We start from the raw sequence: 15569 nt of genomic DNA, 5'->3' as shown, positions 1-15569 counted from the left end.
GGTATTCATAAAAGTCAGAAGGTAAAGGAGTGGCTGGCACGACATCCCAAATTTACCCTGTTGTTTTTACCGGTCTATTCACCGTGGCTAAATAAAATAGAACGGTTATGGCAATCGCTCCATGAGACAATAACGCGAAATCACCGTTGTCAATTTATGTGGCAGTTGCTTAATTATGTTGATGCCTTTTTGGCATCGTTTTCATCACAGCAAAAACCAGGAAGACAAAAAATGAGTGTAGCACTATTATGAAATCTTATTTAGCTCCATTTTCTCTTTTTTTTAGTTCCATTTGTTCTTTAATCTCAGACCCGCAATGCTTACATTTAATAGCCATTGGGTTAACTTTTTCAGCACAAAATGGACAGTTTACGTAGTTCTCTTGATTATCCTTTTTTCTGCTACCGAATAAAGTCATTATTAAGCCACCAAATATTATATTAGTAAGCTAATGAATATATTTTACATCCAATTATATTTACCACACCACCTTTGCGTTATTAATAAATTCAAAAAATTAACCACTCAGAAATAAATATTAACTTTACAGATAAAACTGTTTGTAATATATCTCACCAAATAACTGCAATGATAAAAATATCATTATTAAATTACGACTATCTGAAATAAAGAAGAGGAATTATTGAATAATGGGAAAGTAAGCTGCTATCACTGTGAATAATAAGGGCCAAATGGCCCTATCATTATGCAGCCTTTACAATATAGTTAAATGCGATATTGCGAGGACGATTCTCTGAGGCTACAGGAACAACCCTTGACGCCAGGAATCCAAAGCCATATGGGGTATCCGTGTCAGAGACATTTAATGATTTGAAAGTGCCATCTGAGGCTATTCCAAGAACTTGACTAGCATAAATAGCCCCTCTTGTTGCCAAATGATAGTTTGGCGCTATCATGCCGGCGAATGAACCCTCAATATTTCTGATGGCATCCCCCTGAGAAGTTAAAATTCTACGGCCACTATCAACACCTCGTTTATCATCCCAACCTCGAATAAATTCCCCTCTTAAATCGGGCAATTTACCGTCAGGATAAGCTTCTGCTAACTTTGGGTACTGTAATTTATCAAAAGCTGAACCGTTACAAGTAAAATAGCCAGTAGGTGGATGAGGCAATGGCCAAGGAATAGGAGAACCAACAGGAACTTCACTGATTGTTTCAATTCGATTATCTGTATATTCACGTAATGAATTTACTATTTCCTGAGCAAGCTTTTGTGTGACTCCCAATGTATCACTATTACCAATCACATTTGTAAGCTGAACAACACCTTTTTGTGTTAATGAAGCGTTGGGAATGTCTGTTGCAATTTTTTGTTCTAATGCTTGATTTAATTGTGCAGTAAGCTTGGCTATATCCCCATTATCCAAAACCTCAGCGCCAGATCGTTCCGCAATAAAATCAGCCACAACAGATGATATTATTGAGGATTGGCGTAATACCTTATTTAACACATGAGTAGAAACATTCTCTGGTGGAAACCCCGTCTGTAAATTCTGACTTTCTTCATATTTTTCTTGACTCACTACATTAGCATCATCACTAATAGAAAATGCTTTAAAATCATTTTTTTGGTTCATATACCTTCCTTAAATTAAATAATACTATTTCACAATCAATATATTTAAATCAATATAAAAACAATCACTTTGCAACTCATGCCAATCAAAGTCTAGTTTAGAAAAATAATAAAGTGTTGTTCTTATTCCTTATAAGGTTAACTAATTTTGTATAATTGATTACAATAAGCAATTCAATATCAAGAAGTTACTATTATCTCCTCTCCGATAACTGTCAATATTATTGACAGTTATCGGGACGCTCCTGCTTCTGAACCCAAATATCGTAAAGATTCTGCACTGTCACTAGCAACAATGGCTGCGGTTGCAGATCAACAGAAAGGGTAGGAACAAGTTTTGATGACAAAGATGATAATGATTTTGGAGAGAGAGTTTCAGCATTTGAGATTTCAACCGGAACAGAAATACCATTGCTTAACACAAGTCGTGTTTCTGCAAACTTTAGATCTAAATTCACATCAAGTTGGCGAAGACGTATCAGCTCTTCCGCCCTGCTGGTTGTTTTAAGAGATTGAACTATTTCAGATTTACAATTCTCCGGCACCGTTAGAACGATGTGGTACACTCATGTGTAACAGTAAGGTGTAGATCTTAGGAAAACTATTTGGAAACATAAGGTTAGAAAGAAGTGGCGGAGGAGGAGAGATTCGAACTCTCGGATGGTTTCCCATCGGCGGTTTTCAAGACCGCTGCCTTAAGCCGCTCGGCCACCCCTCCGCAATGGCGTGCACTATAAACAGCACCGAGAAAGATGTAAAGTCTCCTTCTGTTCGATTGCCGTAAATTTACTCTTTTTCATGGTCGTTGGCTTATTTTATCCGCATATGTGCATCCCATCCTTGGGTACGGAAGTGATTTTTGCTAAATTACCGCTACTTTTCTTTGATGGTTATTAATGATTATGTTGGTATTCGAAGGTCAAGAAATCGAAACCGATGCGCAAGGTTATCTGAAAAACAGTAGTGACTGGCAGGAAGCAATAGCTTTACTCCTCGCCGAACAGGAAGAAATCACTTTGACTGAACAGCATTGGGAAGTCATTCTTTTTATCCGGGAATTTTATAAGGAGTTTAATACATCCCCGGCTGTCCGTATGTTAGTAAAAGCAATTGCACAAAAGTATGGCGAAGAAAAAGGCAACAGTCGCTATCTTTACCGCTTGTTTCCCAAAGGACCGGCAAAGCAGGCAACTAAAATTGCCGGGCTGCCGAAACCGGTAAAATGTATCTAATCAATAATCTAGCTCAGTGGCGGACGCTAAAATCTGCAACATCCTCCACTGCGCAGGTGTGAAAGGAAAGGTTATCTATTCGTGCTCCCGGTGGACCACCCTGCTCCAACCAATGGGTTAATTTATTTAGTTGTTCACTGTCACCATAAGCTACGATTTTGACACTGCCGTCATGCAAATTACAGACATAACCTGTCAGCTTATTAAATTTCGCCCAACGAAAAGTTTGATAGCGAAACCCAACTCCCTGAACCCGGCCATAAACATAAATTGTTATCCCAGATTTAATCATATTTACCCCTATCAACCCAATTACCTTACGGTATCGCTCACATATATAGTTAAGCACACGACTGTTGGTTGTGTTTTATATTTACTACAGCTAACCTGAAATAGATGAAGTCACACTCGCAATTAAAGCAAAAAAAGACTTCAACCACCGGGTATGCTCTTGTAATTCACCTTACTGCCCTTATATCAATGTCAATGTAAGATCTTCTTTGGAGGTGACTATGATTATCGCCAGCAAATTCGGTATCGGCCAACAAGTACGTCACAAGCTTCTTGGTTATTTAGGAGTCATCGTGGATATTGATGTGGAATACTCTCTGGAACAACCCCAAGAGGATGACATTGCATCTAATGCTACCTTGCGTTCCGCTCCCTGGTATCACGTTGTGATGGAAGATGACAACGGTCAACCTGTACATACTTATTTGGCTGAAGCACAATTAGCTTATGAAACATCTGATGAACATCCAGAGCAACCTTCTCTAGATGAGCTAGCAGAATCCATCCGCAATCAACTACTGGCCCCAAGACTGCGCAATTAATCTCCCATTTATATCTAACAACCTAAGGCAGTTATCGTGTTTTAAGCTGCCTGTACGGCAGTGCACGAAACATGGCAAAAGTAATCAAAGGTCGCAAATTTCTAAGCTGCCTGTACGGCAGTGCACCGCTGATATGATGAATCCCGCCACAAGCGGCGTTTCTAAGCTGCCTGTACGGCAGTGCACTTACCTTGCCTTCTTTCACTCTATCAACTTAATTTCTAAGTTGCCTGTACGGCAGTGCACAAAACCGGTTAATGTTCCATGCCAGCTATCGATTTCTAAGCTGCCTGTACGGCAGTGCACATAGCGTATTTTTCACACAGATTGAGTTGACATTTCTAAGCTGCCTGTACGGCAGTGCACTGCAAAAGCCATGAGAAAACAAGCCAAACTAATTTCTAAGCTGCCTGTACGGCAGTGCACTTCTCCGTAGACCATCAGCGCAGCATGATAACTTTCTAAGCTGCCTGTACGGCAGTGCACTTAAGTCTAGCTCAACATAGCTCGTTGTTTGATTTCTAAGCTGCCTGTACGGCAGTGCACTAAAGATAGAATCGCTATTGCCGTAGCTAATTTTTCTAAGCTGCCTGTACGGCAGTGCACTGTTACATATTAACCTTAAGTTGCTGACTGTTAAAGAATATAATGATAAAAAATGAAAAAACCCTTTTTTTAGGCGATACTTAATTTTTCTTTTAAATCAATAGGTTATTTTTTAATGATAAAAAAGGGTTAAAACTGGGGTACAGCAAAAACACCTATCTTATAGCAATAAAAGTGTAGATTCTGGCAAAACTTAGCAACCATAAGAACAACCAAAATTGCCTTAAAATATTGTAATAACTGTAAAAATAGATTTTATAAGATGTCTAGAACAGTAAACTCAATATTCAACTTAAACATTATTTGAACACTTGGAACCCGGGCACCATTCCTCATCCAACGCCTTAAGTTTGTATTAGATATTGGTGCCAGGCTCCCTTCGTCCATTGATTAGAAACTAAGTAACTACAAACTGAAAAATATTATTTTTCGAGTCCCAATCTCGGAATTTCAATTTTCGGGCAGCGATCCATAACAACTTCCAGACCAGCTTCTTCTGCCAACACTTTTGCTTGTTCGTTAATAACACCAAGTTGCAACCAGAGCACTTTTGCTTTGATATCTATAGCTTCTTGCGCAATGTCATATGCAGCTTCCGCATTACGAAATACATCAACTATATCAACAGGTTGTGGAATATCTGCCAGTTGTGCATACACTCGTTGCCCAAGCAATGTTTGTCCGGCAAGCTTCGGGCTGACAGGGATCACCTGATAGCCTTGTTCCAGTAAATAAGCCATAACTTTATAACTTGGACGAGTAGTTTTTTTCACTCGCACCTACCAGAGCGATAGTTTTTGCTCGTTTTAGTATGTCTGCAATTTGCTGGTCACTCATTTACTCCTCCTCAAAATTCGATGTTTTACTTTGTTTATTTATTACAATGTATATGATAAACATTGTTATCAATTGGACTAACTACGTTCGAAAACACAATAACGATTACTAAAAGGCATTCTCGTGGAATTGACAACTCGCACAATGGCAACCGCTAAAAATATAGCGCTTATTGCACATGACCACTGTAAAATTTCACTATTAACTTGGTCCAAAAAACATAAGAATTTACTCAAGAAACACCATTTATACGCTACCGGCACAACCGGTAATCTGATTCAGAACGAAACCGGATTACCCGTTACCAATATGCTTAGTGGCCCAATGGGTGGAGATCAACAAATTGGTTCTCTAATCTCAGAAGGGAAAATTGATGTGTTGATATTTTTCTGGGACCCTCTTAATTCCGTACCTCATGATCCTGATGTAAAAGCACTGCTACGCCTTGCTACAGTATGGAATATCCCCGTAGCAACCAATCTGGCGTCTGCGGATTTTATTGTTAGTTCTCCTCTGTTTTCTGAATCAGTAAGTATTCAAGTGCCTGATTATCAAAATTATTTAAATGAACGTCTGAAATAAGTCTTTGCAACATATACCTACAACTACACGTTTTCTCCAAGTCAGATACTAGGAAAAAACAAGAGTGAGATTTCCAGCAAAGGTATCCCATGATAGCCCTGAATATTTCAGCCAAAGCAAAACCTCAAGGTTTACGTTGAACAGGCACATTTAGTCGCTCTAATTGGCACACAAACACCGATGGATTCTTCTTATCCTGCATCAACCACACCTGCTTCTTCGCCCGTGTTAATGCAACATACAAAAGGCGACGCTCTTCCGCATCTGGAAAATCTTCCGGCGGCGGCAATAAAACCCGCTCCATCACAGATTCCCTTGCCGGTGCAGGAAAACTATCTTGCCCCTGATGCAAGCCAAGAATAATGACATAATCCGCTTGTCGCCCTTTGGATGCATGGACAGTCATAAACTCTATTTTCAGTTTAGGCCAGCGAGTTGCTGCTTTTTTCAGTAATTCAGGTTTCAAATAGTGATAACGTGCTAGTAATAAAATCGTTTCCTGCTCAGTGACATAGCCACTCATTTTATTCAATAAAGATTCAAGCTGATCTTCTGGCAGGATGACAATTGATTTTTTATTACCCTTGATCAAACTATTTAGTGATTTCCTTAATTGATTTGGGTTTTGTTGCACAAACGCGTTAGCAACCTCACCAATCCTATCATTAAACCGATAAGAGATATCCAATACACATTCAGCATCTTTACCAAAATGATCAGCAAATACGGTAGTCAACATCGATTCCGCACCACTGAAACGATATATTGATTGCCAATCATCCCCAGCGGCAAACAGACAGCTTTGGCTGTTTTGTGCTCGCAATGCAGCGAGCAATTTGGCCCCTAATGGTGAAATATCCTGAAACTCATCCACCAGAATATGCTTCCACGGGCTGATAAACCGCCCTTTATCCAGAATATTCACCGCCTGATGGATTAACCCTGAGTAATCAACAGCACCTTCTGTTTTTAATTCAGATTTCCACGCTTTTAATAAAGGCCCCATCAGGCGAATACATTTTTGAAACCGATCCAGATACTCTTCCTGAGCTTGCTCTATCATCGCCTTCTGGCTACCACCATGTATACGCATCAAATCCAACCAACGCTCAAGCCGGTCTGACAAACGGTTAGCAAGTTGTTCATCGTGCCAAAATTCACCTTCCGGCACTTCCCATTTCAACTCTTCCGTCAGACATTCTCGCCAACCTTTGGCTTGCGCTTTCTTTTCACTGCATTGTTGTTGCCAGTGTTTAATCAAAAAATCTCTTCTTTTTTGCCCGTCAGTTTCCAGCTCGCTGATTTTGGATACTTTATTACTTCCTTGCTGAATGATATGCAACGCCAGATCATGAAACGTTTTTACTTTAATATCATTCACACCAAGACGGATATGAATCCGTTCATTCATCTCACTTACAGCCTGATTATCAAACGCTAACAATAATATCTGTTCGGGAATCACCTGTTGGCGAAGTAATAACCAACCCGCTCTCGCAACTAACACCGATGTTTTTCCACTCCCTGCGCCAGCAAGAACCAGAATTGAATTTTCACCGTTAACAACAGACAAACTCTGAGAAAGATTTAACGGAGATGTTTCTACCCGCTGAAAAAAGTCACGATGTTGCTCCAACATACGTTCTGTCCATTGCAGATTCATCTTTTCAACAAGCTTCTCGCCATTCTCAAGCCAGCTCAAACATGTTTGATACCCTTCCCTGCAATTATCAAATTGTTCCAGACGTTGTAACGGCAATGGTAAAGCCTGAAACGCTGCCTGAATCCGCTGTTGCAACTGGAATAAATCCGTTTTTTTAAACCAGCGATTCTGTTGGTCAATTCTGTTGATTTCACTAACCTGAGTTGCCAGCACATTAGCACTAATATCACTCATTTCCTGGCTCCATTTCTGCCATTCACCAAGCAGATAATGGTAAAAACGCTGAGTTTGCTGCCATTCAGTGCCATGAAGACGAACTGCTTGTCTATTGGGCAGTTCAAACTCTAACTCCCCCCAGACAATACCTCGTTTACACTGAATATTAATTAACTGGTTAAATGGGATAAGGTATTGATGCTTTTCACCACTGACTTCAATACCCGCATTCAGCAAACGCACCCGATTATAAGGATGCTGAGCAAGACGTTGGCCAATTTGTGTTGCTTTAAGTTCCATTATTGAGCGCCATACCTAAAAAATAGTTGAATTATGTCTGATAAGCGTTTTTTATCACTAATAAACCTTTTATCATAATGTTACTTATGACCGTTATTATTACCTCAGGGGTATTTTGTGCTAACTGTTTTCCGGTCCGCACCGTTTTCTTTATAACAGTCATTTTCTCTATTATAACCGTATCGTGACTGCTCCCCGCCGTAAAAAACGGCGAGGCTTCCCACTTCTCAGGCCGCAACCGTCTTTACGACGGATTGACGCTGGCCTACGTGGGCAAATTGTTATTTCTGGCGTATTATTCTTCACCTTCCGCAATACCCAGTATGCACATGCAACTCTGTTTATCACATTACTGGTACTATTATGCTTCAACTTGTTAGCGGTAAATTTCATCTGGCAAGACTGGAAATTCCGCCAGTTATCACAAGTGATAAATCGCACGATGAACACCAATTGTCGCTACCTTGATGCCATTTTAGTTCAATATTATCAGGGAAAAGATAATGGATTGAGCTATCGAATTGCCCACCGTGATGCCCATAATAGTGACGCTGAACTGGCATCCGTTATTTCAAACATGTCTGCTGAACCGAAAAGTGACCAGACTGTTCAAGAAAAAGCATTCCGGTTATTGTGCCTAAATCACACCATGCTAAGTTACATCTCCGCGCTGGAAGCACACCGAGATAAATTGGATAATTAAAGTCATTCTAGACATTTTTAATGATGCTGTTTGTTATGTCGATACAGCATTAAAACCGGCATTAATAGATGATGATAGAATTGAGCAAGCTCCGGCAGAAAGAAATAGTAAAGAGCAACTGGTATTGCAACAAACCGGTTTATTAATAGAATTGTCACCGGAAATTGTTAGTATCATTAAAAAAATTAATCAATTATAACCAGATTGATATACTGGGGCAGTTGACTGCCCCTTTCATTAGCTATTCTCGATAAAGATCTAACAAGCCAGTTCCTTGTGCCAGCGTAATAAATCATTACGGATCTGTACCGGTAAAACGGCTGAATGACACCCTTCAATTGCACCAGCCAAAGCAAGCAATAAATTAATATTAGATTTTCTTTTATATTGATGCAGTTTTAAATAACTGGCTTTCGCACCTAGCAACCGTAAATCTTCAACTTTACATATTCCAACTTTCCATAACTGGCGTTCTAAAGACATTCCAAGATTAGGCAAATCCTTCAAGCGCTCCGGCATTTTCTTTTTACCCGCCATTTCAATAAATGAGTAGTGATAAGCCAAATACGCATATTGAGATAACAACTCTTGATCCCGCCAAAGTGATTCAACCACTTGGTAATAACGCAAAGTTACAGGCACTCCCTTTTTCGAGTAAATATAGTTTTTCATTCCTCTGGCTTTAAATAATACTTCAGCATGTCCATTTCCTCGTAAATATAATTCTCCATCAGCAATAATAGCGAACATAATCCCATCAGATAACAGGCTGTAACCGCCAAACTGTGGCTTCCTTGTCAATGTTCCAAACGACGAAAAACCATTTTTGAGTTGAGTAAAACGCACCTCAGACAAAAACATACAGATCACTCCATGAGTTTTGTACAAATAAATCTCTTATCCATAGATTTGTCCCAGTTATTAGTAAAATAAATAACAGGAACAAGTAATTAAAAACATACGCAATTCAATTTTCTCTGCCAATGGTTAAATGAGTTTACAGCCATTTACAGTCAATATTTGCGAAGCTCTTTGAAAAAATAGACTTGATCTTAGCCTGATATGAAGATACTGTATATTAATACAGTTAATCGTGGCGAGGTTCATTATGGGCATTCAATCATCCTGGGTTTACCCTTCTAAACATCAGTCAACCAAAAAGCAGCTATCACTCTCTTCGCCTACACAAGATAATTCAGCCAAAAGAGAGGGGGTAGTGAAAGAGGGTAAAGAAGGTATAGTGAGTGAATTGATCTATAGTGATAACCAATATAGCGATAACCAAGCTATCATTAATCGTATATTGCTACCTTTGTTACGCCAATCAGGAAATGAGGCTCGCTGGTTGCTATGGGTTAGTCCACATAAGAAACTAAGCCGTCAATGGTTAATTAACTCTGGATTACCTTTAGATAAGATTGTCCAATTAAATCGCATCAGCTCCATTACAACGGTAGAAGCAATGGAAAGAGCATTGGCGAGTGGTAATTACAGCGTGGTACTTGGCTGGTTACCAAAGTTATCAGAAAAAGACACCGTAAAATTACAGGCTGCGGCACAAAAAGGTAATGCACTGGGCTTTATTATACGCCCACAAGATGTAAATAAAGAAACCAACTGTGCTGAATCGCGAGCAGATTTACTAAAAATCCATTCCATTTACTATCATTGACCAAAACTAGGAATTATCGCAATATTTATAACACAAAATAACCAATCCAGACCGAAAATCACCAATCACAATTAAAATCAATTAATTAAGGCAAGATTAGTTGTAAAGAATAGTAAATTTTTTAAAAAAATTATACATTACCTTTTAAATTTTTTACTCTATTAATCAAGGGGCACTTGTAACTTTTTAACTTCGTTGTAGACTTTACACCATTAAAGGTTACTGCACTTAGTACCCTTGTATTGTTTAGTCTATCGGTTTTATGAAAAAGTGCAGCATTCCTCTAACTGAGTTTTTAATCAATATGGCTCGACAGCCTATCTTAGTAGATATTAAAAGATGCTAAAATTAGTGCAAGCCATTCTTATGGATGAATAGTGAACATAGAAACACGCAAAATTCAAAGTGTACACACAATAATGGTACCGGAGAATTTGAGCACAATTCAGTGCTCGCTTTTATTACAAAGAATGGCAAATGAAAGCCTAATGGGATAGGCAGTAAGCAAAAAGGCTTCCAAAGCCAATTGCCTATTGGGTGATGATAATAACGAGGCGTTAAAATGAAAAAGACAGCTATCGCGATAGCAGTGGCAGTGGCCGCTTTCACAACTGCAACGCAAGCAGCTCCAAAAGACAACACTTGGTATACCGGTGGTAAGTTGGGTTGGTCCCAATACCATGACGTAAACTTCTACGGCAACGGTTATACCAGTGCAATCGGTAATGGCCCTACTCATAAAAACCAATTGGGTGCGGGTGCTTTCTTAGGTTATCAAGCCAATCCATACCTGGGTTTTGAAATAGGTTATGACTGGTTAGGGCGTATGTCTTACAAAGGCAGCGTCAATAATGGTGCCTTCAAAGCCCACGGTTTCCAATTGGCAACCAAACTAAGCTATCCAATTATGGATGACTTGGATATCTATACTCGCTTAGGCGGTATGGTTTGGCGGGCAGATTCCAAAGCAAATTACGGCGCAACCAATACTCATCTGAAAAATCATGACACCGGTGTTTCTCCATTGGCGGCTATTGGTGTTGAGTATGCGATAACTAAAGACTGGGCTACTCGTCTGGACTACCAGTGGGTTAACAATATCGGTGACGCAGGCTCAGTAGGCGCACGTCCTGATAACGGTCTGTTGAGCGTAGGTGTTTCTTACCGTTTCGGCCAAGATGAAGCAGCAGCCCCAGTTGTCGCTCCAGCTCCGGTTGTTGCTCCAACACCAGCTCCAGCACCCGTTGTTGAAAATAAGCGTTTTACCCTGCGTTCTGACGTGCTGTTCGAATTTGCAAGTTCTGAGCTGAAAACCGAAGGTAAACATACTTTGGATCAACTCTATACTGAGCTAGCAAACATCGACCCAAATCAAGGCAAGGTACTGGTTTTAGGCTACACCGACCGTATCGGTAAAGACGTGTACAATCAGAAACTGTCTCAAAAACGCGCTCAAAGCGTAGTTGACTATCTGGTATCTAAAGGTATCCCTACCGGCAGCATCAGCGCAGAAGGCCACGGTAAAGCAAATCCAGTCACCGGTTCTACCTGTGATAAGGTTGGTAAACCTAACCTAATCAACTGCCTGGCGCCAGATCGTCGCGTAGAGATCGAAATTCAGGGCATTAAAGAAGTTGTTACTCAAGCAAAATCCGCTCAATAATAGTCTTTCTTGGTTATAATTAATCATCAAAAGCGCAGAAAACCTCATTGCCAAATGGGGTTTTCTTTTACTTACGGTGAATCTACTTTAAGGAGCTTGTTGCGATATCAATCTATAACAACTGAAATTACTCTTTCTTACCCAAAATAGCTTCCAAATCGTGTTTCAAGCTAGACATCTGATTGGCATATTTTTCTTTCCGTTCAGCATCTTCAATTAACTGGATGATAGTTTCTGACAGCGTATTACCCCGTCGCTGAGAAAGCGCAGATAAGCGATGCCACACGGGAAAATCTAAATCGATGGATTTCTTACGAGTATGCTGATGTTCCGCATTAAAATGCCGTTTACGCCGAGCGCGGATAGTTTGTTTCATTCGGTTGGATAAATCAGGATTCATATGTTGCTCAATCCATTTCAGTACCCTTACCGGCTCACTCTCAAGTTCAATGAGTTTATCAACTGCTGCATGAGCTGCACTGTTTTCAATATATTTAGTAATTAGCTCGCCTTCTTGATGTTTTTTCATCAGATAAGCCCATTTCCAGCCACATTCCAAATTTTCCAGTTGTTGATATTTCATCTTACTTTCTCAGTGACAGCGTAACTAAAAATAAGCATAACAACTATTTTAGTAAATTGCTTATAGCCAAATTGATTAATCTCTGCTTTTTGATCAAATTATGTTTTACATAAAGTGTCTACGATAGCAAACATTCAAGCATGTTGGTTTATATCTTAATCTTGTATAATCGGCACTTTCCTACTTTACAATATATAGCGATCATTTTGACCACTAACAAACTAGACTGGCAGGCATTACTGCCGAATTGCGCGCCTTATGATGCGCTCTTTCATTCTGCTTCCCAACAGGCACCTGCCAGTATGGAAGCCGTTCAATCACGGCTACATAGTGGTTTACAGCTTTTTTGCCGGATGGATTCCCGCCAGCCTTTTATGCTATTGAAAGCTGAAGAATGTGATACTTATTTGTCAGCATTAGCTGAGTCTATCCATCCATTACTCACGAAAGAACTTCCCCAAATTGGTGGAAATTATCACATCCAGCAACAAAAAATTAGCTGGCAACCATCAACAGAAGGCCATTTCACACCTGAGTTACGCGTGGCCTATCGTGAATGGATAGAAGCAGAGCAATTATTTGGCTGCTTCCACTCTCACAACGGAGAAATTCACTTACAACCCGGTCTGATTCATCAGGTAAATGGCGGTGTACTTATTCTGCCATTACGTACCCTACTTTCTCAGCCATTAATGTGGGTTCGCCTGAAACAGATGATTATTCAGCAACGCTTTGAATGGTTGTCTCCGGATAGCAACAAACCGTTACCATTGCCTATCCCCTCGATGCCATTAAAGCTACGTCTGATTCTGGTTGGAGATCGTCTAAACCTTGAAGAGTTTCAGGCAACAGAACCTGAATTAGCAAAAAGCGCTCTGTATGGTGAATTTGATCTGGATATGCCATTTCATAATGAGCAAGATTTAAGCCTATGGTGCAATTATATCAATGGGCTTATTCAACAATGGCAATTGCCTCCATTGAATCATAATGCCTGGCCTGAACTTGTCCAACAAGCAACTCGTCATACAGAAGATCAATACCGCCTGCCTTTGGATATTCTTTGGCTACAACGGCAACTCACTACCACCGCGCTCTATCAGCAAGAAAATCAAATTACAGCTCAATCCATTAAACAAGCAGAGGAAAATCGCCGCTGGCGTCACAGCTATCTGCCAGAACGTGGTTTAGAGGAAATTCATCAAGGCCAGATTCTTATCCGCACCCAAGGGATGGTCATTGGCCAAATTAATGGATTATCTGTGCTGGAGTACCCCGGCCACCCTGATTCAGTAGGAGAACCATCCCGCATCACTTGCGTGGCTCATATAGGAGATGGGGAATTTATTGATGTTGAACGCAAAGTCGAGTTAGGTGGCAATATCCATGCGAAAGGCATGATGATTATGCAAGCATTTTTGATTTCCGAGCTAAAGTTGGATCAACCGCAGCCTTTCTCCGCATCTATTGCATTTGAACAATCTTATAGTGAAGTTGACGGCGACAGCGCTTCTCTTGCTGAATTATGCGCGCTGATTAGTGCTCTTTCCCTACAACCGATTGATCAACAACTGGCCGTCACAGGTGCAGTAGATCAATTTGGTTACGTTCAACCCATCGGTGGTATTAACGAAAAAATCGAAGGTTTCTTTGAAGTATGCCATCACAGAGGGCTAACTGGTCAACAGGGGGTGATCCTACCAGCGGCGAACATCCGTCATTTATGTCTTAACCAAGCTGTTGTAGATGCGGTAAAAGCGCAAAAATTCCATTTATGGTCAATAAAACATGTTTCTGAAGCGCTGCCTTTATTAACAGGTATCCCTTATTATGATCAACAAGAAACACACTTGTTAGCTATGATACAAGAACGTATAACACAGGCGAATAATCAGGAACGGCCTAAATTCCCGTGGCCTCTTCGCTGGTTAGGTTAATTCAGAATGTCTGATCGGAGTTGTTCAGCGTACAAGTGTACTCTATTATTTACCCTACATTAAATATAAGGCTATCTGATAATTATGGTTGATAAACGTAAATCCTACACAAAAGAAGATCTCATCGCATCTGGGCGGAGTGAGTTATTTGGAGAAAATGGGCCTCCATTACCATCTGGTAATATGCTAATGATGGATCGCATCATTGAAATGACAGAAAACGGTGGTACCTACGATAAAGGTTACATAGAAGCCGAGCTGGATATTACCCCTGATTTATGGTTTTTCGACTGCCATTTTATTAATGACCCGGTAATGCCCGGCTGCCTTGGCCTTGATGCCATGTGGCAATTGGTTGGATTCTTCCTTGGCTGGTTAGGTGGCGAAGGCAAAGGCCGTGCCCTTGGCGTTGGCGAAGTTAAGTTCACCGGCCAGGTATTACCAACAGCGAAAAAAGTCACTTACCGTATCAACTTTAAACGCGTTATTAACCGTAAATTGATTATGGGGCTGGCTGACGGTGAAGTGTTAGTCGATGGTAAAGTCATCTATACGGCAACGGATTTGAAAGTGGGCTTGTTTAAAGATACCAGCGCTTTCTAATCAATAATCAGTAACATATCGAAAAGGAAGGTGACTGGCTAATTGCTTTTCACCTTTTTCGCTAAAAGCACACCACCAAGCAAACAGCACATTATTTGAAAAAAATATTTGCTTGAAAAATACTTGGTGTTGTTTTTGCTCTTCAAAGGCAATTCCGGTTATATCTTAGAATATGAGATTCAAAATCTAGCTCTAACCTACCTCGGCTAGGAATAGCACAAAACCACATCTCAATAACCTGCAATATAAGCATCTAGTTTATTGCTGGCTAATTAGTATGCAATTGACAAATTGTGCTATGATCAAATTGACCTGATATATCAAATAAGCTCAAAAAGCATATTAGTAACAGGCAAAAACATCAATAAAATTTATTATTAGTAACAAACACAACCAAGGGTAATTTATATGAACATCAGAAAAATACTGCTCATAATCGTAGCATTAACTATTACACCAACTGCCACAGCAATAAATAAGATCGAAGGCACCATCGAAATGATAGAAGCATCTAACAGTAATGGAGATTGCTATGGAAA

Annotated in this window: 15 protein-coding genes, 1 tRNA gene, 2 pseudogenes and 1 CRISPR repeat array; of the genes and pseudogenes, 9 read left to right on the top strand and 9 right to left on the bottom strand. The window is 40.1% G+C overall.

The window, feature by feature from the left end; all coding sequences use genetic code 11:
* The coding region (locus C6H66_RS15095; protein ID WP_181150217.1) for a transposase at nt 1–252 on the top strand (252 nt) is incomplete at its 5' end.
* A gap of 4 nt (nt 253–256) precedes the next feature.
* On the opposite strand, the gene C6H66_RS26015 is transcribed toward C6H66_RS15095, so the two are convergent.
* From C6H66_RS26015 to C6H66_RS15080, 4 genes are all read right to left on the bottom strand, one after another.
* Nucleotides 257–418: a hypothetical protein gene (locus C6H66_RS26015; protein ID WP_181150216.1), complete on the bottom strand. Its 162-nt coding sequence runs from the start codon at nt 416–418 to the stop codon at nt 257–259.
* Between the two features lie 286 nt (nt 419–704).
* Complete coding sequence (locus tag C6H66_RS15090) at nt 705–1601, bottom strand: phage tail protein (protein WP_105396004.1); 897 nt, start codon at nt 1599–1601, stop codon at nt 705–707.
* A 220-nt stretch (nt 1602–1821) separates the two neighbouring features.
* Nucleotides 1822–2166, bottom strand: coding sequence for a hypothetical protein (locus tag C6H66_RS15085; protein ID WP_146111053.1), 345 nt, complete (start codon nt 2164–2166; stop codon nt 1822–1824).
* Nucleotides 2167–2230: 64 nt separating this feature from the next.
* Nucleotides 2231–2318, bottom strand: a tRNA-Ser gene (locus C6H66_RS15080).
* 184 nt (nt 2319–2502) lie between these two features.
* Here C6H66_RS15080 and tusE point away from each other — a divergent pair.
* On the top strand, nt 2503–2832 hold the full coding sequence (gene tusE / locus C6H66_RS15075; RefSeq protein WP_036807764.1) for a sulfurtransferase TusE: 330 nt from the start codon (nt 2503–2505) through the stop codon (nt 2830–2832).
* 13 nt (nt 2833–2845) lie between these two features.
* Here tusE and yccX read toward each other — a convergent pair whose 3' ends face one another.
* Nucleotides 2846–3124: an acylphosphatase gene (yccX, locus tag C6H66_RS15070; protein ID WP_105396002.1), complete on the bottom strand. Its 279-nt coding sequence runs from the start codon at nt 3122–3124 to the stop codon at nt 2846–2848.
* A gap of 220 nt (nt 3125–3344) precedes the next feature.
* Here yccX and hspQ point away from each other — a divergent pair, with 220 nt between their 5' ends.
* Nucleotides 3345–3665: a heat shock protein HspQ gene (hspQ, locus tag C6H66_RS15065; protein ID WP_036807155.1), complete on the top strand. Its 321-nt coding sequence runs from the start codon at nt 3345–3347 to the stop codon at nt 3663–3665.
* A 38-nt stretch (nt 3666–3703) separates the two neighbouring features.
* A CRISPR array of direct repeats spans nt 3704–4272; the repeat unit is 29 nt; unit sequence TTTCTAAGCTGCCTGTACGGCAGTGCACT.
* 421 nt (nt 4273–4693) lie between these two features.
* On the opposite strand, the pseudogene C6H66_RS15060 reads toward hspQ, so the two are convergent.
* Nucleotides 4694–5108, bottom strand: a pseudogene (locus C6H66_RS15060) (CoA-binding protein).
* A gap of 123 nt (nt 5109–5231) precedes the next feature.
* Here C6H66_RS15060 and C6H66_RS15055 point away from each other — a divergent pair.
* The gene (locus C6H66_RS15055) at nt 5232–5690 is read left to right on the top strand and encodes a methylglyoxal synthase (RefSeq protein WP_036778843.1); all 459 of its coding nucleotides are present in this window, start codon (nt 5232–5234) and stop codon (nt 5688–5690) included.
* A gap of 124 nt (nt 5691–5814) precedes the next feature.
* On the opposite strand, the gene helD is transcribed toward C6H66_RS15055, so the two are convergent.
* Entirely contained in the window at nt 5815–7869 is a 2055-nt protein-coding gene (helD, locus tag C6H66_RS15050) for a DNA helicase IV (RefSeq protein ID WP_105396001.1), read from the bottom strand.
* Nucleotides 7870–8083: 214 nt separating this feature from the next.
* Between helD and C6H66_RS15045 the strand changes: the two are divergent.
* Nucleotides 8084–8771, top strand: a pseudogene (locus tag C6H66_RS15045) (YccS family putative transporter); the annotation flags it as partial.
* Nucleotides 8772–8830: 59 nt separating this feature from the next.
* Here the strand turns inward: C6H66_RS15045 and C6H66_RS15040 are convergent.
* Nucleotides 8831–9433: a TfoX/Sxy family DNA transformation protein gene (locus tag C6H66_RS15040; protein WP_046396452.1), complete on the bottom strand. Its 603-nt coding sequence runs from the start codon at nt 9431–9433 to the stop codon at nt 8831–8833.
* A 247-nt stretch (nt 9434–9680) separates the two neighbouring features.
* Here C6H66_RS15040 and sulA point away from each other — a divergent pair, with 247 nt between their 5' ends.
* Entirely contained in the window at nt 9681–10244 is a 564-nt protein-coding gene (sulA, locus tag C6H66_RS15035) for an SOS-induced cell division inhibitor SulA (protein ID WP_105396000.1), read from the top strand.
* Nucleotides 10245–10806: 562 nt separating this feature from the next.
* Complete coding sequence (gene ompA, locus C6H66_RS15030; RefSeq protein ID WP_105395999.1) at nt 10807–11907, top strand: porin OmpA; 1101 nt, start codon at nt 10807–10809, stop codon at nt 11905–11907.
* A gap of 127 nt (nt 11908–12034) precedes the next feature.
* Here ompA and matP read toward each other — a convergent pair whose 3' ends face one another.
* Nucleotides 12035–12490: a macrodomain Ter protein MatP gene (gene matP, locus C6H66_RS15025; protein WP_036778855.1), complete on the bottom strand. Its 456-nt coding sequence runs from the start codon at nt 12488–12490 to the stop codon at nt 12035–12037.
* A 206-nt stretch (nt 12491–12696) separates the two neighbouring features.
* On the opposite strand from matP, the gene C6H66_RS15020 reads away from it, so the two are divergent.
* Nucleotides 12697–14427 carry an AAA family ATPase gene (locus C6H66_RS15020; RefSeq protein ID WP_046396477.1) on the top strand — a complete coding sequence of 577 codons (1731 nt, stop codon included), beginning with the start codon at nt 12697–12699 and terminating at the stop codon, nt 14425–14427.
* Between the two features lie 84 nt (nt 14428–14511).
* Nucleotides 14512–15030, top strand: a complete 519-nt coding sequence (gene fabA / locus C6H66_RS15015; RefSeq protein WP_046396455.1) for a bifunctional 3-hydroxydecanoyl-ACP dehydratase/trans-2-decenoyl-ACP isomerase — start codon at nt 14512–14514, stop codon at nt 15028–15030.
* Nucleotides 15031–15569: the final 539 nt, after the last annotated feature.

Origin of the sequence: Photorhabdus hindustanensis, from assembly GCF_002968995.1 — a bacterium.
Taxonomy (GTDB): domain Bacteria; phylum Pseudomonadota; class Gammaproteobacteria; order Enterobacterales; family Enterobacteriaceae; genus Photorhabdus; species Photorhabdus akhurstii.
This window is presented reverse-complemented; position numbering and strand designations above follow the sequence as displayed.

Coding starts and splice junctions, on each gene's coding strand:
- C6H66_RS26015 (WP_181150216.1), bottom strand. CDS start 418: ATGACTTTATTCGGTAGCAGAAAAAAGGATAATCAAGAGAACTACGTA.
- C6H66_RS15090 (WP_105396004.1), bottom strand. CDS start 1,601: ATGAACCAAAAAAATGATTTTAAAGCATTTTCTATTAGTGATGATGCT.
- tusE (WP_036807764.1), top strand. CDS start 2,503: ATGTTGGTATTCGAAGGTCAAGAAATCGAAACCGATGCGCAAGGTTAT.
- yccX (WP_105396002.1), bottom strand. CDS start 3,124: ATGATTAAATCTGGGATAACAATTTATGTTTATGGCCGGGTTCAGGGA.
- hspQ (WP_036807155.1), top strand. CDS start 3,345: ATGATTATCGCCAGCAAATTCGGTATCGGCCAACAAGTACGTCACAAG.
- helD (WP_105396001.1), bottom strand. CDS start 7,869: ATGGAACTTAAAGCAACACAAATTGGCCAACGTCTTGCTCAGCATCCT.
- C6H66_RS15040 (WP_046396452.1), bottom strand. CDS start 9,433: ATGTTTTTGTCTGAGGTGCGTTTTACTCAACTCAAAAATGGTTTTTCG.
- sulA (WP_105396000.1), top strand. CDS start 9,681: ATGGGCATTCAATCATCCTGGGTTTACCCTTCTAAACATCAGTCAACC.
- ompA (WP_105395999.1), top strand. CDS start 10,807: ATGAAAAAGACAGCTATCGCGATAGCAGTGGCAGTGGCCGCTTTCACA.
- matP (WP_036778855.1), bottom strand. CDS start 12,490: ATGAAATATCAACAACTGGAAAATTTGGAATGTGGCTGGAAATGGGCT.
- fabA (WP_046396455.1), top strand. CDS start 14,512: ATGGTTGATAAACGTAAATCCTACACAAAAGAAGATCTCATCGCATCT.